Origin of the sequence: Thauera sp. JM12B12 (assembly GCF_039614725.1) — a bacterium.
GTDB lineage: Bacteria > Pseudomonadota > Gammaproteobacteria > Burkholderiales > Rhodocyclaceae > Thauera.
Genome location: NZ_CP154859.1, coordinates 1585860 through 1608294, shown reverse-complemented (window position 1 = coordinate 1608294; position 22435 = coordinate 1585860). Strand labels below are relative to the sequence as shown.

Annotated in this window: 22 protein-coding genes; 15 read left to right on the top strand and 7 right to left on the bottom strand. The window is 68.3% G+C overall.

The window, feature by feature from the left end; translation table 11 throughout:
- Positions 1–49: 49 nt before the first annotated feature.
- The 3 genes from AAG895_RS07215 to AAG895_RS07205 form a co-directional block, all read right to left on the bottom strand.
- Positions 50–592: an isochorismatase family protein gene (locus AAG895_RS07215; protein WP_345794825.1), complete on the bottom strand. Its 543-nt coding sequence runs from the start codon at positions 590–592 to the stop codon at positions 50–52.
- A 12-nt stretch (positions 593–604) separates the two neighbouring features.
- The gene (locus AAG895_RS07210; RefSeq protein WP_345794824.1) at positions 605–2593 is read right to left on the bottom strand and encodes an acetoacetate--CoA ligase; all 1989 of its coding nucleotides are present in this window, start codon (positions 2591–2593) and stop codon (positions 605–607) included.
- Between the two features lie 110 nt (positions 2594–2703).
- Positions 2704–3111: a thioesterase family protein gene (locus AAG895_RS07205; protein ID WP_345794823.1), complete on the bottom strand. Its 408-nt coding sequence runs from the start codon at positions 3109–3111 to the stop codon at positions 2704–2706.
- A 159-nt stretch (positions 3112–3270) separates the two neighbouring features.
- Here AAG895_RS07205 and AAG895_RS07200 point away from each other — a divergent pair, with 159 nt between their 5' ends.
- Positions 3271–4914 carry an electron transfer flavoprotein-ubiquinone oxidoreductase gene (locus AAG895_RS07200; protein WP_345794822.1) on the top strand — a complete coding sequence of 548 codons (1644 nt, stop codon included), beginning with the start codon at positions 3271–3273 and terminating at the stop codon, positions 4912–4914.
- A 119-nt stretch (positions 4915–5033) separates the two neighbouring features.
- On the opposite strand, the gene AAG895_RS07195 is transcribed toward AAG895_RS07200, so the two are convergent.
- On the bottom strand, positions 5034–5606 hold the full coding sequence (locus AAG895_RS07195; RefSeq protein ID WP_345794821.1) for a GrpB family protein: 573 nt from the start codon (positions 5604–5606) through the stop codon (positions 5034–5036).
- A 310-nt stretch (positions 5607–5916) separates the two neighbouring features.
- Here AAG895_RS07195 and AAG895_RS07190 point away from each other — a divergent pair, with 310 nt between their 5' ends.
- The 9 genes from AAG895_RS07190 to AAG895_RS07150 all read left to right on the top strand — a co-directional run bounded on the left by AAG895_RS07190 (position 5917) and on the right by AAG895_RS07150 (position 13252).
- Positions 5917–7098, top strand: coding sequence for a flagellin (locus AAG895_RS07190; RefSeq protein WP_345794820.1), 1182 nt, complete (start codon positions 5917–5919; stop codon positions 7096–7098).
- A 77-nt stretch (positions 7099–7175) separates the two neighbouring features.
- Entirely contained in the window at positions 7176–7598 is a 423-nt protein-coding gene (locus AAG895_RS07185) for a flagellar protein FlaG (protein ID WP_345794819.1), read from the top strand.
- A 37-nt stretch (positions 7599–7635) separates the two neighbouring features.
- Positions 7636–9057 carry a flagellar filament capping protein FliD gene (gene fliD, locus AAG895_RS07180; RefSeq protein WP_345794818.1) on the top strand — a complete coding sequence of 474 codons (1422 nt, stop codon included), beginning with the start codon at positions 7636–7638 and terminating at the stop codon, positions 9055–9057.
- A gap of 29 nt (positions 9058–9086) precedes the next feature.
- Positions 9087–9500, top strand: coding sequence for a flagellar export chaperone FliS (gene fliS, locus AAG895_RS07175; protein ID WP_345794817.1), 414 nt, complete (start codon positions 9087–9089; stop codon positions 9498–9500).
- Positions 9501–9519: 19 nt separating this feature from the next.
- Entirely contained in the window at positions 9520–9864 is a 345-nt protein-coding gene (locus AAG895_RS07170) for a flagellar protein FliT (protein WP_345794816.1), read from the top strand.
- 46 nt (positions 9865–9910) lie between these two features.
- Positions 9911–11200 carry a flagellar hook-length control protein FliK gene (locus AAG895_RS07165; protein WP_345794815.1) on the top strand — a complete coding sequence of 430 codons (1290 nt, stop codon included), beginning with the start codon at positions 9911–9913 and terminating at the stop codon, positions 11198–11200.
- Positions 11193–11552: an EscU/YscU/HrcU family type III secretion system export apparatus switch protein gene (locus tag AAG895_RS07160; protein WP_345794814.1), complete on the top strand. Its 360-nt coding sequence runs from the start codon at positions 11193–11195 to the stop codon at positions 11550–11552. Before AAG895_RS07165 ends, AAG895_RS07160 begins: the two co-directional genes overlap by 8 nt.
- Positions 11553–11660: 108 nt before the next feature.
- Positions 11661–12440, top strand: a complete 780-nt coding sequence (locus AAG895_RS07155; RefSeq protein ID WP_345794813.1) for a flagellar brake protein — start codon at positions 11661–11663, stop codon at positions 12438–12440.
- 35 nt (positions 12441–12475) lie between these two features.
- The gene (locus tag AAG895_RS07150; RefSeq protein ID WP_345794812.1) at positions 12476–13252 is read left to right on the top strand and encodes a flagellar brake protein; all 777 of its coding nucleotides are present in this window, start codon (positions 12476–12478) and stop codon (positions 13250–13252) included.
- A gap of 37 nt (positions 13253–13289) precedes the next feature.
- On the opposite strand, the gene fliE is transcribed toward AAG895_RS07150, so the two are convergent.
- From fliE to AAG895_RS07135, 3 genes are all read right to left on the bottom strand, one after another.
- The gene (fliE, locus tag AAG895_RS07145) at positions 13290–13613 is read right to left on the bottom strand and encodes a flagellar hook-basal body complex protein FliE (RefSeq protein ID WP_345794811.1); all 324 of its coding nucleotides are present in this window, start codon (positions 13611–13613) and stop codon (positions 13290–13292) included.
- A gap of 198 nt (positions 13614–13811) precedes the next feature.
- A complete protein-coding gene (locus AAG895_RS07140) occupies positions 13812–15269 on the bottom strand; it encodes a sigma-54 dependent transcriptional regulator (RefSeq protein ID WP_345794810.1) in 1458 nt (485 codons plus the stop codon).
- Complete coding sequence (locus AAG895_RS07135) at positions 15266–16504, bottom strand: ATP-binding protein (RefSeq protein ID WP_345794809.1); 1239 nt, start codon at positions 16502–16504, stop codon at positions 15266–15268. The genes AAG895_RS07140 and AAG895_RS07135 overlap by 4 nt, the downstream gene beginning before the upstream one ends.
- Before the next feature lie 242 nt (positions 16505–16746).
- Between AAG895_RS07135 and fliF the strand changes: the two genes are divergently transcribed.
- The 5 genes from fliF to fliJ all read left to right on the top strand — a co-directional run bounded on the left by fliF (position 16747) and on the right by fliJ (position 22415).
- A complete protein-coding gene (gene fliF / locus AAG895_RS07130; RefSeq protein ID WP_345794808.1) occupies positions 16747–18465 on the top strand; it encodes a flagellar basal-body MS-ring/collar protein FliF in 1719 nt (572 codons plus the stop codon).
- Positions 18462–19463: a flagellar motor switch protein FliG gene (fliG, locus tag AAG895_RS07125; protein WP_345794807.1), complete on the top strand. Its 1002-nt coding sequence runs from the start codon at positions 18462–18464 to the stop codon at positions 19461–19463. Before fliF ends, fliG begins: the two co-directional genes overlap by 4 nt.
- Before the next feature lie 36 nt (positions 19464–19499).
- Positions 19500–20351, top strand: a complete 852-nt coding sequence (locus tag AAG895_RS07120) for a flagellar assembly protein FliH (protein WP_345794806.1) — start codon at positions 19500–19502, stop codon at positions 20349–20351.
- Positions 20348–21742, top strand: coding sequence for a flagellar protein export ATPase FliI (gene fliI, locus AAG895_RS07115; RefSeq protein ID WP_345794805.1), 1395 nt, complete (start codon positions 20348–20350; stop codon positions 21740–21742). Before AAG895_RS07120 ends, fliI begins: the two co-directional genes overlap by 4 nt.
- A 229-nt stretch (positions 21743–21971) precedes the next feature.
- Positions 21972–22415: a flagellar export protein FliJ gene (gene fliJ, locus AAG895_RS07110; protein WP_345794804.1), complete on the top strand. Its 444-nt coding sequence runs from the start codon at positions 21972–21974 to the stop codon at positions 22413–22415.
- The last annotated feature ends 20 nt before the right edge of the window (positions 22416–22435 follow it).

The window sequence follows — 22435 nt, the reverse complement described above, 5'->3', positions numbered from 1 at the left end:
GCCCCCGAGCGCCGCGTTCGCGGGCAAGCCCGCTCCCGCGACGCCGGAGCTACCGGATGAAGTCGCGGTTGACCTCGCGGAAGAGCTCGGTACCGCCGCGCTGCAGCCACTCGAAGGCCACCATCTCGCGCGACACGATCTCGATGCCGTGGCTGCGCATGCGCGCAAAGGCCAGGTCGCGGTTCGCGGGGTCGCGCGAGCCCGAGGCCTCGGCGACGATGAAGACCTCCTTGCCCGCCCAGCGCAGGTCGAGCGCGGTCTGCTGCACGCACACGTGCGCCTCGGTGCCGCACACAATCACCTGGCGGCGCTGATCCACCGCGGTGCCCGCGAGGCAACCGTCGGCCTGGGCCGAGAAGCACTGCTTGCCCACGTACTGCGCGTTGGTGGTCACCTCGCGCACGAGGTCGAGCGTGCCACCGATCTTTTCCGGAAAGTGCTCGGTCACCACCACCGGCACACCGATGCGCTCGGCCACCTGCGCCAGCCAGGCGCAATGCTCGGCCACCTGCTGCCCGTCGTGGATGTACGGCGCGAGGCGCGCCTGCACGTCCACGATCAGCAGCACCGACTTGTCGCGACTCATCAGCATCGGGTGATCTCCTCAGCCCTGCAGTTCGGCGCGGTCGCGGAAGTGCGCCAGCGCCTCGGGGTTGGCGAGCGCCTCCTGGTTCTTCACCGGGCGGCCGTGCACCACGTTCCTCACCGCCAGTTCGACGATCTTGCCGCTCTTGGTGCGCGGGATGTCGGCCACCTGCAGCACCTTGGCCGGCACGTGGCGCGGCGTGGTGTTGTCGCGGATGGTCTGGCGGATACGTTTCGTGAGGTCGTCGTCCAGCGTCAGCCCTTCGCGCAGCTTCACGAACAGCACCACGCGCACGTCGTTGGGGCTCTGCGGCGGCCAGTCCTGGCCGATGACCAGCGACTCGACGACCTCGTGCAGCTTCTCGACCTGGCGGTAGATCTCGGCGGTGCCGATGCGCACCCCGCCCGGGTTCAACGTGGCGTCCGAGCGACCGTAGATGATCAAGCCGCCGTGCGCGGTGATCTCGCAGAAGTCGCCGTGGCACCACACGTTGTCGAAGCGCTCGAAGTAGGCGGCGCGGTACTTGCTGCCGTCGGCGTCGTTCCAGAAGCCGACCGGCATCACCGGGAAGGGCCGCGTACACACCAGCTCGCCCTTCTCGCCGCGCACGGGCTTGCCCTCATCGTCCCACACGTCCACCGCCATCCCGAGGCCGCGGCACTGGATCTCGCCGCGCCACACCGGCAGCACCGGCGAGCCGAGCACGAAGCAGGAGATGATGTCGGTACCGCCCGAGATCGACGACAGCTGCAGGTCGGCCTTGATGTCGCGATAGACATAGTCGAAGCCCTCGGGCACCAGCGGGCTGCCGGTGCTCATCAGCGCGCGCACGCTGTCGAGCCGGTGGGTTTCCCGGGGTTTCAAGCCGAACTTCGCCGCGGCGTCGATGAACTTGGCCGAGGTGCCGAAGTGGGTCATGTGTTCGGCGTCTGCGTAGTCGAACAGGATCTGGTTGTCGCCGGCGAAGGGCGAGCCGTCGTAGAGCAGCAGCGTGGCCTCGGCGGCGAGCGCGGAGACCAGCCAGTTCCACATCATCCAGCCGCAGGTCGTGAAGTAGAACACGCGGTCGCTCGGCTTCACGTCGCCGTGCAGCTTGTGCTCCTTGAGGTGCTGCAGCAGCGCGCCACCAGCGCAATGCACGATGCACTTGGGCACGCCCGTGGTGCCCGAGGAGTACATGATGTAGAGCGGATGATCGAAGGGCAGTTCGGCGAACTCGATATCGTCGACGAAGTGGTAGGGCGCGATGAAGTCCGCGACCATGCGCGCGTGCGGCACGTGCGACAGGTCGTGTTCGGCATGCACGTAGGGGACCACGACCACCCGCTTCACCGAAGGCAGTTGGCCGACGATCTCGCCGAGCTTGCCGAGCACGTCCACCGTCTTGCCACCGTAGTAGTAGCCGTCGCAGGCGATCAGCACCTTGGGCTCGGTCTGCCCGAAGCGGTCGAGCACGCCCTGCACGCCGAAGTCAGGCGAGGCCGAGGTGAAGATGGCACCGATGCTCGCCGCCGCCAGCATGGCGATCACGGTTTCGGGCATGTTGGGCATGTAGGCGGCGACGCGGTCGCCGGCGACCACGCCCTGCTCCTTCAACGCAGCGACGAAATGGGCCACGGCGCGATAGAGCTCGCCATGGCTCATGCGGTTCATCACACGGTCCTCGCCCCAGAACACGATGGCGTCGTGGGCGTCGCGCGAGCGCAGCAGGTTGCGCGCGAAGTTGAGCTTCGCGTCCGGAAACCACTTCGCGCCGGGCATCCGGTCGCCATCGACCAGCACGCGCTCGCCGCGGTGGCCGATGACGCCGCTGCCGATGCCGTCGCCTTCCCAGACGCTCACCCAGAACTGCTCCGGATGCGCCACCGACCAGGCGTAGAGCGCGTCGTAGTCGGGCAGGCTCAGGCCCCAGCGCCTCTCCGCCGCCAGGCGGAAGGCAGTGACGTTGGCGCCGGCGATGCGCTCGGCGGACGGCGACCACAGGGGTCGATCTTCATGCAGATTCATGATGTCTCCTCACCATCAATCGAAACTTCGGGTCGTTTGTTGTGCGGGCCACGCTCGTCTCGGCGGGGTGCCCGGTCATGCCATCGTACCGGCGTCGGCGCCGGTACCACTCAGTCGAACAGCGCGCGTACCACGTCGGGAATGGGCGCCGATTTCCCGCTGCGCGTATCCATCCACACCGTCTTTGCAGAGCCCTCGCAATAGACGCGGTCCTCGCCTTCGATGAACAGTTCGTACCAGGTCATCACGCTCGAGCGCCCCGGTTCGCCGGCGTACATCTTGATGACGACCGTCGCAGGATAATTCACTGGCGCGAAGAAGGTGCAGGCAGCATTGATGATGACCGGACCGATCGGCTCCTCCGGGCTCACCCGGCAACCCATCTGCTCCAGCCACTCCACCCGCGTCTGCTCGAAGTAGCGAAAGTACACCGTATTGTTGACATGGCCATAGGCATCCATGTCGCCCCAGCGCACCGGCATGCGAGTGGTGTAGATCAGCTTCGCCTGCTCGTTCATGCGGAGATCTCCTCTTTGTGTTTTGTGAGCAAGCTAATGTAACATACGCCCCCGTATGTTGTGCAGCGCCCAGCCACGCCCGAGAGAGGCATGCGGGTCGCGTGCAAGGTTATAAACTGGCGGCACCGCAGTGCCACGCGAAGGGAACAGGAGAACAGGATGGAACGCGAATCGATGGAATTCGACGTGCTGATCGTCGGTGGCGGCCCGGCCGGGCTGTCGGCGGCGATCCGCCTGAAGCAACTGGCCGAGGCCAAGGGCCAGGACCTCTCGGTGTGCCTGATCGAGAAGGCCGCCGAGATCGGCGCCCACATCCTGTCGGGCGCGGTGATGGACCCGAAGGCGCTCGGCGAGCTCTTCCCCGACTGGAAGGAGCGCGGCGCCCCGCTCAACACCGCCGTCACCGAGGACAAGGTGCTTTTCCTCTCCGAAACCGGTGCCCGCCAGGCGCCCAACGGCCTGCTGCCCGACTGTCTGGTGAACCACGGCAACTACATCGTGCGCCTGGGCAACGTCGTGAAGTGGCTCGGCGAGCAGGCCGAGGCGCTCGGCGTCGAGGTCTATCCGGGCTTTGCCGGTGCCGAGATCCTGTTCGATGAGGCCGGCGCGGTGAAGGGCGTCGCCACCGGCGACATGGGTCTGAACCGTGACGGCACGCCGGGCCCGCACCACCAGCCGGGCATGGAGCTGCACGCCAAGTACACGCTGTTCGCCGAGGGCTGCCGCGGCCACCTGGGCAAGCAGCTCGAGGCGAAGTTCAATCTGCGCGAAGGCGCCGACCCCCAGACCTACGGCATCGGCATCAAGGAGCTGTGGGAGGTCAAGCCCGAGCACCACCGCCCGGGCCTGGTGGTGCACACCGCCGGCTGGCCGATGGACAAGACCACCTACGGCGGCGGCTTCGTCTATCACCTCGAGGACAACCTGGTGGCGGTCGGCTTCGTGGTCGGGCTCAACTACGAGAACCCGCACCTGTCGCCCTTCGAGGAGATGCAGCGCTACAAGACCCACCCCGAGATCCGCAAGTATCTCGAGGGCGGCAAGCGCCTGCAGTACGGTGCGCGCGCGATCGCCGCCGGCGGCCTGCAGAGCCTGCCGCGGCTGATCTTCCCGGGCGGCGGACTGATCGGCGACGACGCGGGTTTCCTCAACGCCGCGCGCATCAAGGGCAGCCACGCCGCGATCAAGTCGGGCATGCTCGCCGCCGATGCGGCGTTCGAGGCGCTCGCGCACGAACGCCAGCGCGACGCGCTCACCGCCTACCCGAGCGCCTTCCGCGACTCGTGGCTATACGCGGAGCTGCACAAGACGCGCAACTTCAAGCCCTACATGAAGAAGGGCCTGTACCTGGGGTCGCTCTTGTTCGGCATCGACCAGGTGCTGTTCAAGGGCAAGGTGCCCTGGACGCTGCACAACAGCGCCGACCACGACAAGCTCAAGCCGGCGGCCGAGTGTCCGAAGATCACTTACCCCAAGCCCGACGGTGTGCTCACCTTCGATCGGCTCTCGTCGGTGTTCCTGTCGAACACCAACCACGAGGAAGAGCAGCCCTGCCATCTGCAGCTGAAGGACGCCTCGGTGCCGATCGCGATCAACCTCGCGAAGTACGACGCCCCCGAGCAGCGCTACTGCCCGGCCGGGGTGTACGAGATCGTGCGCGACGAATCCGGCGCCAACCCGCGCCTGCAGATCAACGCGCAGAACTGCGTGCACTGCAAGACCTGCGACATCAAGGACCCGACCCAGAACATCAACTGGGTGGTGCCACAAGGCGGCGAAGGGCCGATCTACCAGGGGATGTGATCCTGCGCGCGGGCAGGCGGGGTCGTTCGACCCCTGCCCGCATGCCCTGCGTCAAGCATCCTGCGAAGGGCGCCCGGGAACACCCGGGCGCCCTTCTTCATTCTGCGACCGCGTGCCGTTCAGCCGTCCTGCTCCTGCCGCGCCGCCCGCATCGCCGCCGCGATGAAATCCGTCTTCGCCCTCGCGTAGGCAACCCGGTCGTCCGGATGCTCGGCGGCGATCCGCCGCTTCAGGTCGCCGTATTCGCGCACCGCGTCCGGATGCGCGCGCAGGTAGTCGCGGAACAGCAAGCGCTCCCACTCCGACGACCCATGCTCGAGAAAATGGATGTGATGCGTGCGCCGCCCCGCCGCGTCGCGGCGGATGAACCACGCATAGGCAATCCCGGGCAGCCCGCGCTCGCGATCGCGCCAGAAGAACTCGTAACCCTCGCGCCTCAGGATCGGCGCAATGCGCTGCGCAACATCCTCCATTGAGCGCACCTCCACCAGCATGTCGATGATCGGCTTCGCCGCCAGGCCAGGCACCGCGGTGCTGCCGAAATGCTCGATGCGCCCGATCAGCTCCGCCGGCAGCAGCGCCCGCAGGCGCGCCGCCTCTTCCTCGAAACGCGCCGGCCAGGCCGGATCGTAGGGCACGATCTCGACCCGCTCCTGCAGCGCGCGCTCGACGTGGCGGGGTTTGGGGCTCATGGGGCATGACTATAGTCGTCTCAAGATTCCGCCGCACGCCCCCGGCGATCTTGGCATTTCAAGGCAGGCCCACCTCGCCCGTGGGGATAACAATCAGCACCTGCTCACCATCTCCCCTCAAGTTCCCGCTGCCCGCGCCGTAAAAGGTTTCAAGCGCAGGAAACGCGCACGACACCGGCGGGAAATTGCTAAAGAGTCTTACCCCGGGGTCGTAAAAGCAACCAAGAGCACAAACAAACGCTCCGCACCCGCCAAGGCAAGCGATGCAGATACGGGTGTATGACCAACCTGACCTACCAGGAGAAACATCATGGCCCAGACGATCAACACCAACGTTGCCTCGCTGAATGCTCAGCGGAATCTCACCAACTCCCAAGGCTCCCTCGCAACTTCTCTGCAGCGCCTTTCTTCGGGCCTGCGCATTAATAGCGCTAAAGACGACGCCGCTGGCTTGGCAATTTCGGAGCGAATGAATTCCCAGATCAAAGGCCTTTCCGTCGCGACACGAAACGCCAATGACGGCATTTCTCTCGCCCAAACCGCAGAAGGCGCACTCGTGGAAGTCGGCAACAATATCCAGCGCATTCGAGAATTGGCGGTCCAAGCAGCAAACGCAACCAACTCTCAGTCCGATCGTGATGCACTTCAAGCTGAAGTAAAGCAGCTCGTCTCAGAGATTGACAGGGTCGCAAACAACACTTCGTTTAACGGCACGAAATTGCTTGACGGAAGCTTCACTAATCAAGTGTTCCAGATTGGCGCAGACTCCGGTCAAACCATCGGAATCAATAACATTGTCGACTCAAATGTTAACAGCCTCGGCAAGGCTCAATTCGCGGCTGCTCAAACCAGCACTGCCGCCTATGCAGCTGGAACGGCAACTGCTGCCGGAACCATCAGCGGCATGGTCATCAATACAGTTGCTATCGACACAGTGAACATCGCGATTGGAGATGATGCAGCCAAGGTGACCGATAATGTCATCTCGGCGATTAACAACAAGATGGATCAAACGGGGGTCTATGCAAGCAAGGACTCCACGGGCAAATTGACGCTGACGTCCCTTGATGCGGGTAAAGACTTCGCTTTCACAGATGGGACGCAAGCGGACGGTACGGGCATCACTGCTGCTGGTACGGGCATTGCGGCTGCACTGGCATCGGCAGGCACAACCAACTACGCCAAGGACATCAACATTTCTAGCTTTACCGGTGCTCAGAAAGCGATCGAGATCGCGGAGAAGGCGCTTACGAGCATCAACTCCGCACGTGCCGAATTGGGCGCGGTCCAGAACCGGTTCAGTTCGACGATCGCCAACCTGCAGGCGACGTCGGAGAACATTTCCGCCTCGCGTGGCCGTATCGTCGATGCCGACTTCGCGACCGAGACCGCCAACCTTACCCGCGGCCAGATCCTCCAGCAGGCCGGCACGGCGATGCTCGCCCAGGCGAACGGTCTGCCGCAGAACGTGCTGTCGCTGCTCCGCGGTTAAACTCGGTTGATGTAACCAGCGTTCGGCGCGGAGCTCCCACGGAGCTTCGCGCCGTTGCCCCATGAAGGAGGCGAATCATGAGCATTCAAGGCATCGCATCGTCCAACGCGGCGATGGACGCGCAACTGGCACGCGTGGCCAGCCAGCAGTCGGCGGCTAGCAGCCAGCGCAGCAGCGGCAGCAACACGCAGGCGCAGACGGCGCGCGTGAACGAACTCGGCGGCACGCAGAACACAGCACGTCCCGACCCGGCCGGCAACGAGGCGGGGGTACCCGATCGTGAGACCCTGCTGCAGGCGGTCGACGAAGTGCAGAAGGCCATCGCGCCGGTGGCACAGAATCTGCTTTTCTCCATCGACGACGACACCGGCCGCACCATCGTCAAGATCGTCGATTCGCAGACCGACGAGGTGATCCGCCAGATGCCTTCGGAAGAGGTGCTGGCGATCTCCAAGGCGATCGACAAGCTGCAAGGCCTGCTGATCAAGCAGCAAGCCTGAGCCAAGCGAAACCGACATAAACGAACAGGAGCAGATCATGGCATTGAGTGCATCGGGACTGGGCTCCGGGCTCGACATCAACGGCCTGGTCTCGCAACTGATGGCGGTCGAGCGCCAGCCGCTGACCGCGATGGCGAGAAAGGAAGCGAGCTTCCAGGCCAAACTGTCGGCCTTCGGGCAGATCAAGGGCAGTCTCTCCGCGCTGCAGACCGCAGCCAACGCCCTGAAGGATGCGGCAAAATTTTCCGCCACCAAGGCCACGGTGGGCAGCGACGCCGGCTTTACCGCCAGCACCGCGAGCGGCGCGGCGGCGGGCAGCTATTCCGTGCAAGTGGAGCAACTGGCCAAGGTGCAGCGTGTTGCCACCGGCGCCAGCACGAGCTTTACCCCCACCGCGGGCACGGCCGAAGCCCCCACCACCGTCAGCATCACCTTCGGCAAGATGGACGGCGGCAGCTTCGTTCCGGGTGAGGCCGGCGCCAAGTCGATCGACTTTACCGGCAGCACGATCGAGGAGCTGCGCGACGCCATCAACAAGGGCGACCTGGGCGTCACCGCCAGCGTCATCGACAACGGCACCGCAAAGCAGCTCGTCGTCACCGGCAAGAACACCGGCGCCGAGCAGGCCTTCCAGATCGGGGGCACCGCCGGCCTGGCCTACGACCCCGGCGTGGCCATCGACCCGGACAACCCCAACCTACCCGCCGGCAGCAACACCAGCTACGTGCTGCAAGCCTCGCAGGATGCGCGCATCAACGTCGATGGCATCACCGTCACCCGCGGCAGCAACACCATCAGCGACGTGCTCGAGGGCGTCACCCTGACCCTGACCAAGGAAACGACCGCCGCCTCCAGCCTGTCGGTGGCCGAAGACTTCGGCGGTGCGCGCAGCGCGATCGACGCCTTCGTCAAGGCCTACAACGACACCCAGACCACGCTCAAGAACCTCACCAACTACAACGCCGAGACCCGGACCGCTGCAACCCTTACCGGCGACTCGAGCGCGCGCAGCATCCAGAGCCAGGTGCGCAACCTGGTGGGCGGCGCCTTGTCCGGCCTGGGCGACACCACGCGGCTGGCCGACATCGGCATCACCTTCGACAAGGACGGCAAGCTCTCGGTGGACAGCAGCAAGCTCGACACCGCGCTCAAGGACCCGAACCGTGACGTGGCCGCTTTCTTCACTGGCAGCGGCGACATCAAGGGCCTGGCGGCCACGGTGTCGGACGGGCTGAAGAACTTCATCGACACGGGCGGTCTACTCGCCGGGCGCACCGAGGGCCTCAACGCCTCGATCAAGCTGATCGGCAAGCAGCGTGAGGCCTTTGAAGCGCGGCTCGAAAGCGTGCAGAAGCGCTACCAGGCGCAATTCACCGCGCTCGACTCGACCATCGCCAGCATGACGCAGACCAGCAACTACCTGACCCAGCAGCTCGCCAGCCTGTCGAGCTTCGCCTAACCCACGGAACCCGTACGGAGACCCCCAGCATGTTCGGTGGATTCCAGCAGAACCGCGCCGCTGCCTACGCCAAGGTAAGCGTCGAAACCGGCGTCAACACCGCCGACCCACACAGGCTGATCCTGATGCTGTTCGACGGTGCCCTGCTGCAGGTGCGCACTGCCGGCATCGCGATGCAGAGCAAGGACATTCCCGCCAAGGGCATAGCGATTTCCAAGGCGATCGAGATCATCATCAATGGCCTCAAGGTGAGCCTGGACATGAACGCTGGCGGCGAGTTGGCCGAGCGCCTGGCGGCCCTCTACGACTACATGAGCGAGCGCCTGCTCTACGCCAACCTGCATAACAGCCAGCCCGCGCTGGACGAGGTGGCCGGGCTGCTCGCCACGCTGCGCGAAGCCTGGGCCGGCATCGCCGGGCAGGTGAAGACTGCTACCGCTTGAGCAACTGAGGCCCGCCGCCATGCTCACCCGCCCCACCCTCGACGCCCTGCTCGCCCGCTACGAAGCCATGGCCGAGGCGGCGCGCGCGAATGACTGGGACCGCCTCGCCGCCCTCGAGCGCGAGGCGGCGGCGCTGCGCGACACCGCGCGACTCGGCGCCGATGCAACTGCCGACGCCGCAGCCATGGCGGCCTTGCCCGCCGACGAAGCCGCCGCCCTGCGCACCGGCATCGAGCACCTCCTCGCCCTCGACGCAGAGATCCGCACCCACGCCGACCCTTTCCTCGCCAGCGTGCGCAAACTCCTCGCCGGCGGCCGTCAGGAACGGGCGGTACGCAACGCCTACGGCGCGCTCGCGCCCTGATCTGCGCGCGGGCTGATCGAACGCCGGCCACGCAGGAACTCCCGCGATGATCCCCGCCGACCTCGCCGCCCGCCTGCGCCTGCTCAACGAAGCAAGCTTCTTCAACACCGAGCCACCGGTCGCGGGGCTGCAGCGCGCGCGCGAGATCCAGGCCCAGCTGCCCGAGCTCGTTCCCGGCCAGCGCTTCTTCGCCACCCTGCAGCGCACCCTGCCCGACGGCACCTTCCGCGCGCTGGTCGCCGGGCAGCAGATGACGCTGTCGCTCAACACGGCTGCAAAGTCGGGCGATACGCTGGAACTGGAGGTGTCGCAGGTGACGCCGCGCGCGGTGTTCGCGCGCATCGTCGGCGCAGAGGTAGCGGCAGGCAACACCGCCTCGGCGCAGCCTGCGCTCAGCCAGACCGGGCGGCTGATCAGCTTCCTGCTCACCGGCCAGCCCACGCCGCAGCCGGCCAGCCTCGCCGGCAACCAGCCCTTGCTCAACGCGCCACCGGCCAACGGCGCACAGCTCGTGCCCCTGCTGCGCCAGGCGCTCGGCCAGAGCGGGCTGTTCTACGAATCGCACCAGGTGCAATGGGTGCTCGGCAAGCTCGACACCGCCACGCTGATGCGCGAGCCGCAAGGCCAGGCGCCTGTGCAGATCGGTACCCAACCGGGCACCGGCACAGGTACGCCGGGTGCGCCGGGCACGCCGGGCGCACCAGCGGGCGCCGCGCCTCACGCCGGCCCCGCGCCCGCCCCGGCACAGAGCGCGACAACCGCGCTCTCGGCCGACGCTGCAGCCCGTGCCGCCGCGGCGCCCGCTGAAGGCGGCGAACTCGAGGCCGGCCGCAACGTGGCCGCCGCGCGCGGCGGCGCCGAAGAGGCGGCGCCCGTGCGCGCCCAGCCCATCCCCGAGCGCCTGATGCCGATCGTGCACCAGCAGCTCGACGCGCTCGCCACCCAGCAATACCTGTGGCAGGGCCAGGCCTGGCCGGGGCAGCCGATCGAGTGGCTGATCGAGGACCCGCAAGGCGACGGCAGCACCGAGGGCGAGGACGCCGAGCAGAGCTGGAACACCACCCTGCGCCTCACCCTCCCCCGCCTGGGCGGCGTCGAGGCGCAGCTCCACCTCACCGCGGCTGGCGTGGCGCTGCGCCTGCGCGCCGACGATGCGGCCACGATCCAGGCCCTCGATGCCGGCGCCGCCGCGCTGGCCTCGGCGCTCGAGGCAGCCAACCTCAAGCTCACCGGGCTGGTGGTGGAGCCGCGCGGCGAAGGGCCGACCGCCGCCGACTCCACCGCGAACGGCGCAGTCGGAAGCGGCCTGTCCACCGAGACGTCCAGCCATGCCTGAAGCCCGTCCCCCCCTGCGCAACGAGGCCGTCGCGCTCGCCTACACCGCCGGCGAGGCCGCGCCGCGCGTGGTCGCCAAGGGCAAGGGCGTGGTGGCGCGCGAGATCATCGAGCGTGCCCGCGAAGCGGGGGTCTTCGTCCATGAGTCGCCCGAGCTGGTGAGCCTGCTGATGCAGGTCGACCTCGACGCCCGCATTCCGCCGCAGCTCTACGTCGCCGTGGCCGAGCTGCTGGCCTGGCTGTACCGCATCGAACAGGGCGCCGAAGCCGGCGCTGCCCCGGCGCCCCGCGATCTTCCCGAGTCGCTGCGTCCGCGTCCGACCGAACCCGCGCCGGGCGAACGCTCCGGCTAACGCCCGGCGCCGGCCACGGGCTGCAAGGCGCACCACGCGGGCATCTCGTGATATAAGCAGGGCATCACACGCGGCCCTCGGCGAGGGCACGCCATTGGGCAGCAACGCATGTCGATCGAACACGAAGACACCCGCATCGAACTCATCCACGCCGACGACGAGGCGAAATACCTGCTGCGCGACGGCCGGGAGATCCTCGCCATCCTCAGGAACATCATCGCCGCGCGCGCGCTGGTGAGCGCCCGCCTCGCCCCCGGCAACGAGTCCTACCTGTCGGCGCTGATCGACGTCAGCGAGGACGACGCCAGCGTGCTGCTCGACGCCAGCGCCGATGCGCTGCAGAACGAACGCATCGCCCGGGCCGAGGCGCTCGACTGCGTCACCCAGCTCGACAAGGTGCGGATCCAGTTTGCCCTCACGGGCCAGCGCGCGGTAAGCGAGGGCGGCAGCCCCGGCTTCCGCTGCGAGCTGCCGACGAGCCTGCTGCGCCTGCAGCGGCGCGAGTTCTACCGCCTGCAGACGCCGATCTCGCAGGCCGTGACCTGCACCGTGGCCCTGCCCCAGACCGACGGCAGCCGGCGCACGACGGAATTGCGCATCCTCGACATCAGCGGCGGCGGCGTGGCGGTCGCGGTGCCGCCGGTGGGCGTGCGCTTCGAGCCCGGCACCGAGTTTCCGAACAGCCTGCTCAACCTGCCCGACATGCCGCCCATCCCGGCGCGGCTGATCGTGCGCAACCTGTTCCGCATCACCCACCGCAGCGGCAGCGAGCTGCTGCGCGCCGGCTGCGAGTTCGCCGACATGCCGCGCGGCGCCGAGGACGCCATCCAGCGCTACATCCTCAAGGTCGAGCGCACGCGCAGCGCGCGCGAGCGCGGCCGCCTGTAACCCTAGCCCGCCTTTTGCACCGCCCGAACACCACCATGGCCGACGCCCAAACGCCGCCCCCGATCGACCTTGCCCGCGACGACGGGCTCGAAAAATTCATGCTGCGTGGCAAGCGCCAGATCGCCCAGCTGCTGCAGGATCTCATCGACAACCGCTGCCTGATCTCGGCCCACACCGGCGGCGGGCACGCGTTCATGACCGCGGTGCTGCGCCTGGACGAGGACCGCGACCGCGTCATCCTCGACGCCAGCCCCGACGCCGACTCCAATCGCCGCGCCCTCGCCGCCGATCGCCTGACCTGCGTCACCCACCTCGATCACATCCGGATTCAGTTCGTGCTCACCGGCCTCACCAGCGGCCAGGACGACGCCCACCCCGCCCTGTTCGCGCCGATGCCCGGCGAAATGCTGCGTCTGCAGCGACGCGAGTTCTTCCGCCTCAAGGTGCCGCTGGCGCACGAGCTGAGCTGCCTGCTGCGCGCCGAAGACCTCGGGCGCAAGCCGGTGCAGGTGAGCGTGCGCGTGATCGACATCGGCGCCGGCGGGATCGCGGTCATGATGGCGCCGGACGCCGCCGAGCTGGTGATCGGCGGCAAGCTGCCCGAGTGCAGGCTCACCCTGCCCGACGGCGAGCCGATCGAGCTGACGCTCGAGGTGCGCAACATCACCCGCCAGACCCAGCGCAACGGAACCGAGCTGCTGCGCGTGGGAATGCGCTTCGCGGCGCTGCCGCGCAATGCCGAAGCCCGCATCCAGCGCTACATCTTCAATACCGAGCGCGAGCGCAATGCAAAAGAGCGCGGCGGGCTTTGAGGCCCGCCGCGCTCTCGTTCTGGATGCCGGCCGGTGATCAGACCGGCATGTTCATGATGTCCTGGTAGGCGGTGACCAGCCGGTTGCGCACCTGCACCATCTGCTGGAAGGACAGGCTCGCCTTTTGCAGGTTGACCATCACGTCCTGAAGATTGACGTTGGGGTCGCCCGCCGAGAAATTCTGTGCCATCGCGCGCGCCTCGCCCTGCGCCGCGCTCACATCCTTGAGGGCGGTGTTGAGCACGTCGGCAAAATTCACGCCGCCCGCGGGCGCTTCGGCGGGAGAGGCGGCCTTGCCTTGTGCGGCCTGAGACACCGAGCGCAATTCGCTCAGCATCTGGTCGATTCCACGGGTGTCCATGCGTTAGCCCCCCGGCTTGAGGGTGTTGGGTGACGTCAGTTTAGCAGAGCAAGGCGCGTGCCATGCTTTGTCCCACAGCCGGGCGACTCCCTTCGTGGGAGCGGGCCCGCCCGCGAACATCGCTTCCCCGAGCGCCGCATTCGCGGGCAGGCCCGCTCCGACGACGACATCCTGAAGCCGCGCCTACCGAATACCGGCTCAGCAGTCATATCCCTCCTCGCGATACTGCTGCAGCTTGTAGCGCAGCGTACGCTCGGAAATCCCAAGCTTTTCAACGGTTTTCTTGCGCGAACCGGCGAACTCGCGCAGGGTGGCGAGGATGTGCTCGCGCTCGAGGTCCTTCATGTTCGCCGGTCGCTCCCCATTGCCTGGACCCGGGCTCGACGGGTTCGCTGCTGAGGCCGCAGGCCCAGGCCATGGCCGCGGCGGGGTCGCGGAATGTTCCGCATGCGGCGCGAAATGCCCTTGCGCAGGAGCAAAACCGGCAATTCTTGCCGGTTCGGCGGCAGCGCTTGCCGCCTCCGGGTTCCATTGCGGCAAGCACAGGCGGATGGTCTCCGCACTCAGCTCGTCGCCTTGGGTGAGGATCAGCACGCGGTGCATCGTGTTTTCCAGCTCGCGCACGTTCCCCGGCCAGCCATAGCGCGGCAGCAGCGCTTCCGCCGCGGGAGAAAGATGCACCCTGCGCTGCTGCCGGGCAGCATGGCGGGCAAGGAAGTGACGCGCCAGCGGCACGATGTCGCCCGGACGCTCGCGCAGCGCCGGGATGGCGATCGGAAAGACGTTGAGGCGGTAGTAGAGATCCTCGCGGAAATGCCCGGCAGCCACCTCCTTGAGCATGTCGCGGTTGCTGGTGGCGAGCACGCGGATATCGAGCGCGACCGGTTTCTTGCCGCCGACGCGCTCGACCTCGCGCTCCTGTAGCACCCGCAGGAGCTTGGCCTGCAGGCCGAGCGGCATCTCGGAAATCTCGTCGAGCAGGATGGTGCCGCCCTGGGCCTGCTCGAACTTGCCCGGCTGCGCCGCCTGCGCGCCGGTGAAGGCGCCCTTCTCGTAGCCGAAGAGCGTGGCCTCCAGCAGGTTCTCGGGGATGGCCGCGCAGTTGATCGCGACGAAGGGTCCCTTGGCACGTGGCGAGTGCTGGTGGATGTAGCGCGCGAACACTTCCTTGCCGGTGCCCGACTCGCCCGACAGCATCACCGTCGCATCCGACTCGGCCACGCGCGCGGCGAGCGCGAGCAGGTTGCGGGTGTGGGCGTCCTCGGCGATGGTGTCCTCGCCCGCGGGCTGCACCGCGGCGTAGCGGCGCACGCTCTCGAGCAGCACCTCGGGCTCGAAGGGCTTCATCAGGAAGTCGCAGGCGCCGCCGCGCATCGCCGCCACCGCCTTGTCGACGTCGCCATAGGCGGTCATCAGCAGCACCGGCAGCTGCGGCCGGCGTGCGCGCACCTCGTTGAGCACCTGCAGTCCGTCCATGGGCTGCATGCGCAGGTCGGTGACGACGAGGTTGAAGTGATCGCGCTCGAGCGCTTCGAGCGCCGCGGGGCCGCCATCGACGCCGGTGACGCGGTGGTGCGCCATCTCGAGCGTGAAGCACACGGCGTCGCGCAGCGCGGCATCGTCCTCGACGACGAGGATGTTGAGGGTCTCAATCATGGGTTCTCTTGTGCGCCGTTGGGCGCCGCCGCCAGCGGCACGACGAGGGTGAACTCCGCGCCCTGCCCGGGCGTGGAGCGCAGCGTGATGTCGCCGCCGTGGGCGCGGGCGACGCCGCGGGCGATCGCCAGGCCCAGCCCGGTGCCTTCGGCGCGGGTGGTGAAGAAGGGTTCGAAGAGGCGCTCCTGCAGCTCGGGGGCGATGCCGCGGCCGCTGTCGCGCACGCTGAAGCGGACCGCCGCGACGCCGAGGCCGCTGTGCGCCGGCGCCACCAGCGCCGCCTCGCAATGCAGCGTGCCACCCGCCTCGCAGGCCTGGATGCCGTTCTCCAGCAGGTTGGTCAGCGCGCCGCCGAGGGCCTTGCGGTCGCCGACGAGCTCGGCCGCACCACAGTCGCAGTCGGCGGTGAACGCCACCTGGCGCGCGCGCGCCACCGGCTCGAGCGTATGCGCCAGTTCGGCGAGCAGCTCGCACACCGCGAAGCGCTGACGCCCGGCACTGTCGCCGCGGGCGAACAGCAGCATGTCGCGGATCAGGCGCTCGAGGTAGCGCAGGCGTTCGAGCGCACGGTCGGCCACCATCGCGCGCTGCGCGGGATCGAGCTCGGGCTGGCGCAGGTTTCCGGTGTAGAGCAACGCGGCCGCAAGCGGCGTGCGCAGCTGGTGGGCGAGCCCGGCGACCATCTCGCCCATCGCGGCGAGGCGCTCGTTGCGCTCGGCGGTGAGGCGCATGCGGTGGGTATCGGTGACGTCGTGCACCAGCAGGATGCGTTCGGCGCCGGAATCCAGCTCCGACTCGGAGAGGGCGACGCGGCGCAGGTCGACCTCGGCGAGAGGGCCTTCGCCCTGCCCGCCCGGCTTGGCCGGCATCCCCTCCGGCGCCACCCCGGGAGCGGGCATCGGCGGCAGCGTGTACTCGCCTGGCGTGCCGCTCGCCTGCATGCGTGCGGCGAGTTCGGACCAGGCCTGCCCCGCAAGCCCCGCGCCGAAAAGACCTTCAGCGGCGCGGTTGGCCTGCACCACGGCGCCGGCGCGATCGACGACGAGCACACCTGCAGGCAACGCCCCCATCAGCACGGACAGACGCTCGGTGAGCTGGCCGACCTGAGCCTGGAGCGCGTTGTAGGCGGTGGAGAGCTCCTCCGAGGCGCGGCTGAACAACGCGAAAGCCTCGGCGAGCTGTGCGGCATCGAGCGGCGCCGCGCCGGGCGGAGTCGTGCCCTGCTCCACCGCCACGGACGAAGAGGCATCAGCTGCGGACGCTGCACCAGGCGCAGTCCTTGCATCCGCGACCGGGGAGCCCGTCGCTGCGGGGAGGAGTTCGGATTCCGTTTTCACGCCATGCACTGTAGTGGCCGTTGCCGTCATGGTAGCCGGCAAACAGGCGGCAAAAAATGCCGCTTTTCACACAATGATGCTTGCACGCGCGGACGGACAATGCCGTCATCCGTCGAAGCGTACGCAACAGGATCGCCACCATGGCCGCAGCAGAAAACACCGCCGAGTTCGCGCCCGGCACAGCAGGCGCCGCCCCCGCCGCAGCAGAGTCCCGGATGCAGCAGGCGTTGCAGAACATCAACGCGCTGAGCCCGCGCCAGAAGATCGCCGGCGGCGCCGCGATCGCGCTCGCGATCGCGCTGCTGGTCGGGGTGCTGATGTGGAACCGCGCCCCCGAGTACGCGGTGCTGTTCTCCAATCTCGACGAGCGCGACGGCGGCCAGATCATCGCCGCGCTCGGCCAGCAGAACGTGCCCTACCGCATGTCGGCCAACGGCACCGCCATCCTGGTACCGCAGGCCCAGGTGCACGAGACCCGCCTGCGCCTGGCCGCCGAGGGCCTGCCCAAGGGCGGGCTGGCCGGCTTCGAGCTCATGGACGGCCAGAAGCTCGGCATCTCGCAGTTCAACGAGCAGGTCAACTACCAGCGCGCGCTCGAGGGCGAACTGTCGCGCACCGTGCAGGCGATCGACGCGGTGGCGAGCGCGCGCGTGCATCTGGCCATGCCCAAGCAGACCGCCTTCCTGCGCGACGACCAGCGCCCCACCGCGTCGGTGATGGTCAATCTGCGCCCGGGCCGCATCCTCGACCAGAATCAGGTCGCCGGCATCGTGCACCTGGTGTCGTCGAGCGTGCCGCGCATGCACGCCGAGGGCGTCAAGATCGTCAACCAGGACGGCACCCTGCTCACGGTGCAGGCCGACCCGCTGATGCGCGCCGGGCTCAACGCCAACCAGCTCGAATACGTGCGCGCGATGGAGAAGGCCTTCATCGAGCGCATCGAGAACATCCTGGTGCCGATGGTGGGCAAGGACAACTTCCGCGCCCAGGTCGCCGCCGACGTCGACTTCAACCAGGTCGAGCAGACCGCCGAGACCTACAAGCCCAACCCCACGCCCGACCAGGCAATCCGCAGCCAGCAGACCAACGAGATCATCAACCCGCTGCCCGGCGCGCAGGGCGTGCCGGGCGCACTGACCAACCAGCCGCCGGCGCCGGCCACCGCGCCGCTCACCGCGCCGCCGGCCGGCCCCGGGGCACTCCAGGGCCTGCAGGGCGTGACCAGCGCCAACCGCAGCGCAGTGCTCAACTACGAGCTCGACCGCAACATCCAGCACATCAGGCAGGCGGTCGGCCAGCTCAAGCGCCTGTCGGTGGCGGTGGTGGTGAACAATCGCACCATCCCCGGAACCGACGGCGCGCCCACCACGGTGGCACTGACCGAAGAGGAGATCGCCCGCATCACCAACCTGGTGCGCGAGGCGGTAGGCTATAACGCCGATCGGGGCGACACCATCAACGTCGCCAACAGCGCCTTCGCCGCCGAGCTCAGCGAGCCGGTGCTGCCGCTGTGGAAGGACCCCGAGATGATCGACCTCGGCAAGCAAGGCCTGAACTGGCTGCTGGTGCTGCTGGTGGTGCTGCTCGCCTACTTCGGCGTGATCCGCCCGCTGCTGCGCACCGTGGTGCCGCCGAAGACCAAGGCCGAAGAGGCCGCCGCCGCAGCCGCCGCCGCGGGCGAAGAGGCGGAAGGCGAGGAAGGCGAGGAAGGCGTGCGCGTCACGCTGTCCGGTGCCGGCGAGGAAGAGAGCTTCGAGGAACGCCTCGAGCGTGCGCGCAACCTCGCGCGCAATGACCCGAAGACGGTCGCGAACCTGATCAAAGACTGGATGGGCGTGAATGAGGAGGCCCGCAAGTGACGACGCCTGAAGAGGGCCTGGAAAAGGCCGCCCTGCTGCTGATGTCGCTCGGTCCCGACGCCGCGGCCGGCGTGCTGCGCCAGCTCGGGCCGCGCGAGGTACAGAAGCTGAGCCTGAAGATGTCCGAGATGCCGGCCCAGGCGCGCAGCGCGGTCGAGCCGGTGCTCACCGCACTCATCGAGGAGTTCGGCAAGGGCGCGATGATCCAGCCCGACCAGGATCAGCTGCGCGAGATGCTGACCAAGGCGCTCGGCGACGAGCGCGCCGGCCACATCCTGTCGCGCATGGTGAGCGGCTCGGACACCGCCGGCATCGAGAGCCTGAAATGGATGGATGCCGCCACCGCGGCCGACCTGATCAAGAACGAACACCCGCAGATCATCGCCACCATCCTCGTGCACCTCGAATACGACCAGGCCGGCGACATCCTCAAGCACTTCAGCGACCGTCTGCGCAACGACGTGGTGCTGCGCATCGCCACCCTGGATGGCGTGCAGCCGGCGGCCCTGAAGGAGCTCAACGATGCCCTCACCCGCATGCTGTCGGGCGCCTCGTCGGTGAAGAAGGCGGCGATGGGCGGCGTGCGCCACGCGGCGGAGATCCTCAACTTCGTCGGCTCGAGCGCGGAAACGGCGGTCATCGACAACGTGCGCGAATACGATCCGGAGCTGGCGCAGAAGATCCTCGACGAGATGTTCGTGTTCGAGAACCTCATCGACATCGACGACCGCGGCATCCAGACCATCCTGCGCGAGGTGCAGTCCGACTCGCTGATCATCGCCCTGAAGGGCGCGCCGCCCGAGCTGCGCGAGAAGATCTTCAAGAACATGTCCACGCGCGCCGCCGAAATGCTGCGCGAGGACCTGGAGGCGCGCGGTCCGGTGCGCCTGTCCGAGGTCGAGGCCGAGCAGAAGGAAATCCTCAAGACCGTGCGCCGCCTGGCCGAGGAAGGCCAGGTGATGCTCGGCGGCAAGGGCGGAGACGATGGCTTCGTTTAAGCCCACGACGCGCGGGCGCACCTCCCGGAGCCGGGCATGAGCGTATCCCGCCACCAGGCGGTCGGCGCCTACCGGCGCTGGGAGCCTGCCGATTTCGATGCCGAGGCGGGCGAGGGCAGCGCGGGCGGCGGGGTGCGCCGGCCGGGCAGCGCACAGACGCCAGGCCCCGGCACGTCGGCTGCGGGCACGCCGCCGCAGGCGCCGGGCACCGGCTCGCCGGCCACCCCGCCCGCCTCGCCACAGGCGGGCTCGCCCCCGCCGCAGGCCGCACCCGAGCTCACGCTTCCGCCCGACTTCCATCTGCCGACCGCGGAGGAGATCGAGCGCATGCACGAGGAGGTGCGCCTCGCCGGATTCGAGGAGGGCCGTCGTGCCGGCTACGCCGAAGGACTGGAGGCCGGGCGCGCGGAAGGTCATGCGCAAGGCAAGGCAAGCGCCGAGGCCGAGGCAGCGCGCCTCGCCGGGCTTGCCGACGGTCTCGACGCGGCGCTCCAGGCGCTCGATGGCGAGGTCGCCGAGGAGCTGATGGCGCTCGCCATCGAGATGGCCCGGCGCATGGTCAGGCTCACGCTCGAGGCGCACCCCGAGACCGTGCTCGAGACCGTACGCGGCGCCCTGCTGCAGCTGCCGCAAGGCCACGCCCAGATCCATCTTCACCCCGACGACCTCGCGCTCGTGCGCCAGCACCTCGGCGACCAGCTGGCCCACGCGGGCCACCGCCTGCAGGAAGACGCGCTCCTGCAGCGCGGCGAATGCCGCATCGACGGCCAGGGCGCGCAGGTCGACGCGACCCTGGAGACGCGCTGGCGCCGGGTGCTCGAGTCGATCGGCCACGAGCGCGCGCGCTGGCAGGTCCCCACGGACGAAGCCGGGAATCCGCCCGCATGACCCCGCGCGACACCCTGTGGCGCAACTTCCTCAGCGACGGCCGACGCCTGGTCGAGAGCTGCAATCCGCTCGAAGTCTCCGGCCGCCTCACCCGCATCAACGGCCTCGTCATGGAGGCCGCCGGCATCAAGCTGCCGCTCGGCTCCGGCTGCCGCATCCTGGTGCCCGGCGGCGGTGCGGTGGAGGCGGAAGTGGTCGGCTTCAACGGCGACAAGCTGTACATGATGCCCACCGACGACGTCTTCGGCCTGGCGCCGGGCGCACGCGTGCTGCCGATGGAAGTCGGCGTGCCGCGCCTGGTCCCGGGCAAGCGCATCGGCCCGCGCCGGCGCGCCGCCGATCGCGCCAAGCATCTGCCGGTGGGCGATGCCCTGCTCGGTCGCGTGGTCGACGGCGCAGGCCGCCCGCTCGATGGCCAGGGGCCGCTCGCCACCCAGGAGACGCGCTCGCTGCAGGGGCGGCCGATCAACCCGCTCGCACGCGCACCGATCGCCCAGCCGCTGGACGTAGGCGTGCGCGCGATCAATGCGCTGCTCACCGTCGGCCGCGGCCAGCGCCTCGGCCTCTTCGCCGGCTCGGGCGTGGGCAAGTCCGTCCTGATCGGCATGATGGCGCGCTACACCGAGGCCGACGTCATCGTGGTCGGCCTGATCGGCGAGCGCGGCCGCGAGGTCAAGGAGTTCATCGAGCAGAGCCTCGGCCCCGAGGGCCTGGCGCGCTCGGTGGTGGTCGCTGCCCCCGCCGACACCAGCCCGCTGATGCGCATGCAGGGCGCTGCCTACGCCACCACGGTGGCGGAGTATTTCCGCGACCAGGGCAAACAGGTGCTGCTGATCATGGACTCGCTGACCCGCTATGCGATGGCTCAGCGCGAGATCGCGCTCGCGATCGGCGAGCCCCCGGTCACGCGGGGCTACCCGCCGAGCGTGTTCGCCCGCCTGCCGGCGCTCGTCGAGCGTGCCGGCAACGGCCCCGAGGGCGGCGGATCGATCACCGCCTTCTACACCGTGCTCGCCGAGGGCGACGACCAGCAGGACCCGATCGCAGACTCGGCACGCGCCATCCTCGACGGCCACTTCGTGCTCTCGCGCAGCCTGGCCGACCAGGGCCACTACCCGGCGATCGACATCGAGCAGTCGATCTCGCGCGCGATGCACAACCTGGTGGGTGACGACCACTTCAACGTGGTACGCCAGTTCAAGCAGTTCTTCTCGCGCTATCAGCGCTCGCGCGACCTCATCGCGGTCGGCGCCTACCAGCCCGGTGGCGACCCGCTGCTGGACATGGCGGTCAAGCTCTATCCCAAGCTCGAAGCCTTCCTGCAGCAGGGGATCCAGGAACACGAGACCTACGAGGGCGCGCTGCAGAAACTGGCGCAGGTGTTCTCTTGAGAAGTGAGTGACGCCGCGGGCGCGCGGCACCGTGGGAGCGGACTTGCCCGCGAACGCAGCGGTCCCGCATTCAATATTCGCGGCCAAGGCCGCTCCCACAGACAGTTGCTCCCACGGGACTGCGCGTCCGGTCCGGTCGGCGCTGACCATGACATAAGTCCGCATCGTGGCGGAGCAGCACGGGCTAGAATCCCGACCGCTACTCCCCGTTTCGAGAAATCCACATCCGATGACCGCGCGCTTTCACCTTCAGCCCCTGCTTGATCTCGCCCAGACCCGTACCGACGAAGCGGCGCGCAAGCTCGGCGAACTCGTGGCTGCCGAGCGCGATCTCGAGCAGAAGCTGCGCATGCTCGAGGAGTACCGCCAGGAGTACAACGAACGCTTCGTGCAGGCCGCACGCGACGGCCTCAGCCCCGACGCCTGGCGCAACTACAGCGCCTTCATCAACAAGCTCGACGACGCCATCGGCATGCAGCGCAAGATCGTCGAGCAGTCGCGGGCCAAGACCGTCGAGGGCCAGCAGGCGTGGCTCGCCCAGCGCACCAAGCTCAAGGCCTTCGACACGCTGTCGCAGCGCCACCAGCAGGTGCTCAACCGCCGCGAGGCACGCCAGGAGCAGAAGCAGTCCGACGAGCACGCCGCCCGTCGCAGCCCGGGCGAGGAGCAATGAGGCGAGCCGGCGTCCGCGGC

What these genes read in the sequence shown, in the direction of transcription:
- AAG895_RS07215 (WP_345794825.1), bottom strand. Translation starts at nt 592, where the DNA reads ATGCTGATGAGTCGCGACAAGTCGGTGCTGCTGATCGTGGACGTGCAG.
- AAG895_RS07210 (WP_345794824.1), bottom strand. Translation starts at nt 2,593, where the DNA reads ATGAATCTGCATGAAGATCGACCCCTGTGGTCGCCGTCCGCCGAGCGC.
- AAG895_RS07205 (WP_345794823.1), bottom strand. Translation starts at nt 3,111, where the DNA reads ATGAACGAGCAGGCGAAGCTGATCTACACCACTCGCATGCCGGTGCGC.
- AAG895_RS07200 (WP_345794822.1), top strand. Translation starts at nt 3,271, where the DNA reads ATGGAACGCGAATCGATGGAATTCGACGTGCTGATCGTCGGTGGCGGC.
- AAG895_RS07195 (WP_345794821.1), bottom strand. Translation starts at nt 5,606, where the DNA reads ATGAGCCCCAAACCCCGCCACGTCGAGCGCGCGCTGCAGGAGCGGGTC.
- AAG895_RS07190 (WP_345794820.1), top strand. Translation starts at nt 5,917, where the DNA reads ATGGCCCAGACGATCAACACCAACGTTGCCTCGCTGAATGCTCAGCGG.
- AAG895_RS07185 (WP_345794819.1), top strand. Translation starts at nt 7,176, where the DNA reads ATGAGCATTCAAGGCATCGCATCGTCCAACGCGGCGATGGACGCGCAA.
- fliD (WP_345794818.1), top strand. Translation starts at nt 7,636, where the DNA reads ATGGCATTGAGTGCATCGGGACTGGGCTCCGGGCTCGACATCAACGGC.
- fliS (WP_345794817.1), top strand. Translation starts at nt 9,087, where the DNA reads ATGTTCGGTGGATTCCAGCAGAACCGCGCCGCTGCCTACGCCAAGGTA.
- AAG895_RS07170 (WP_345794816.1), top strand. Translation starts at nt 9,520, where the DNA reads ATGCTCACCCGCCCCACCCTCGACGCCCTGCTCGCCCGCTACGAAGCC.
- AAG895_RS07165 (WP_345794815.1), top strand. Translation starts at nt 9,911, where the DNA reads ATGATCCCCGCCGACCTCGCCGCCCGCCTGCGCCTGCTCAACGAAGCA.
- AAG895_RS07160 (WP_345794814.1), top strand. Translation starts at nt 11,193, where the DNA reads ATGCCTGAAGCCCGTCCCCCCCTGCGCAACGAGGCCGTCGCGCTCGCC.
- AAG895_RS07155 (WP_345794813.1), top strand. Translation starts at nt 11,661, where the DNA reads ATGTCGATCGAACACGAAGACACCCGCATCGAACTCATCCACGCCGAC.
- AAG895_RS07150 (WP_345794812.1), top strand. Translation starts at nt 12,476, where the DNA reads ATGGCCGACGCCCAAACGCCGCCCCCGATCGACCTTGCCCGCGACGAC.
- fliE (WP_345794811.1), bottom strand. Translation starts at nt 13,613, where the DNA reads ATGGACACCCGTGGAATCGACCAGATGCTGAGCGAATTGCGCTCGGTG.
- AAG895_RS07140 (WP_345794810.1), bottom strand. Translation starts at nt 15,269, where the DNA reads ATGATTGAGACCCTCAACATCCTCGTCGTCGAGGACGATGCCGCGCTG.
- fliF (WP_345794808.1), top strand. Translation starts at nt 16,747, where the DNA reads ATGGCCGCAGCAGAAAACACCGCCGAGTTCGCGCCCGGCACAGCAGGC.
- AAG895_RS07120 (WP_345794806.1), top strand. Translation starts at nt 19,500, where the DNA reads ATGAGCGTATCCCGCCACCAGGCGGTCGGCGCCTACCGGCGCTGGGAG.
- fliI (WP_345794805.1), top strand. Translation starts at nt 20,348, where the DNA reads ATGACCCCGCGCGACACCCTGTGGCGCAACTTCCTCAGCGACGGCCGA.
- fliJ (WP_345794804.1), top strand. Translation starts at nt 21,972, where the DNA reads ATGACCGCGCGCTTTCACCTTCAGCCCCTGCTTGATCTCGCCCAGACC.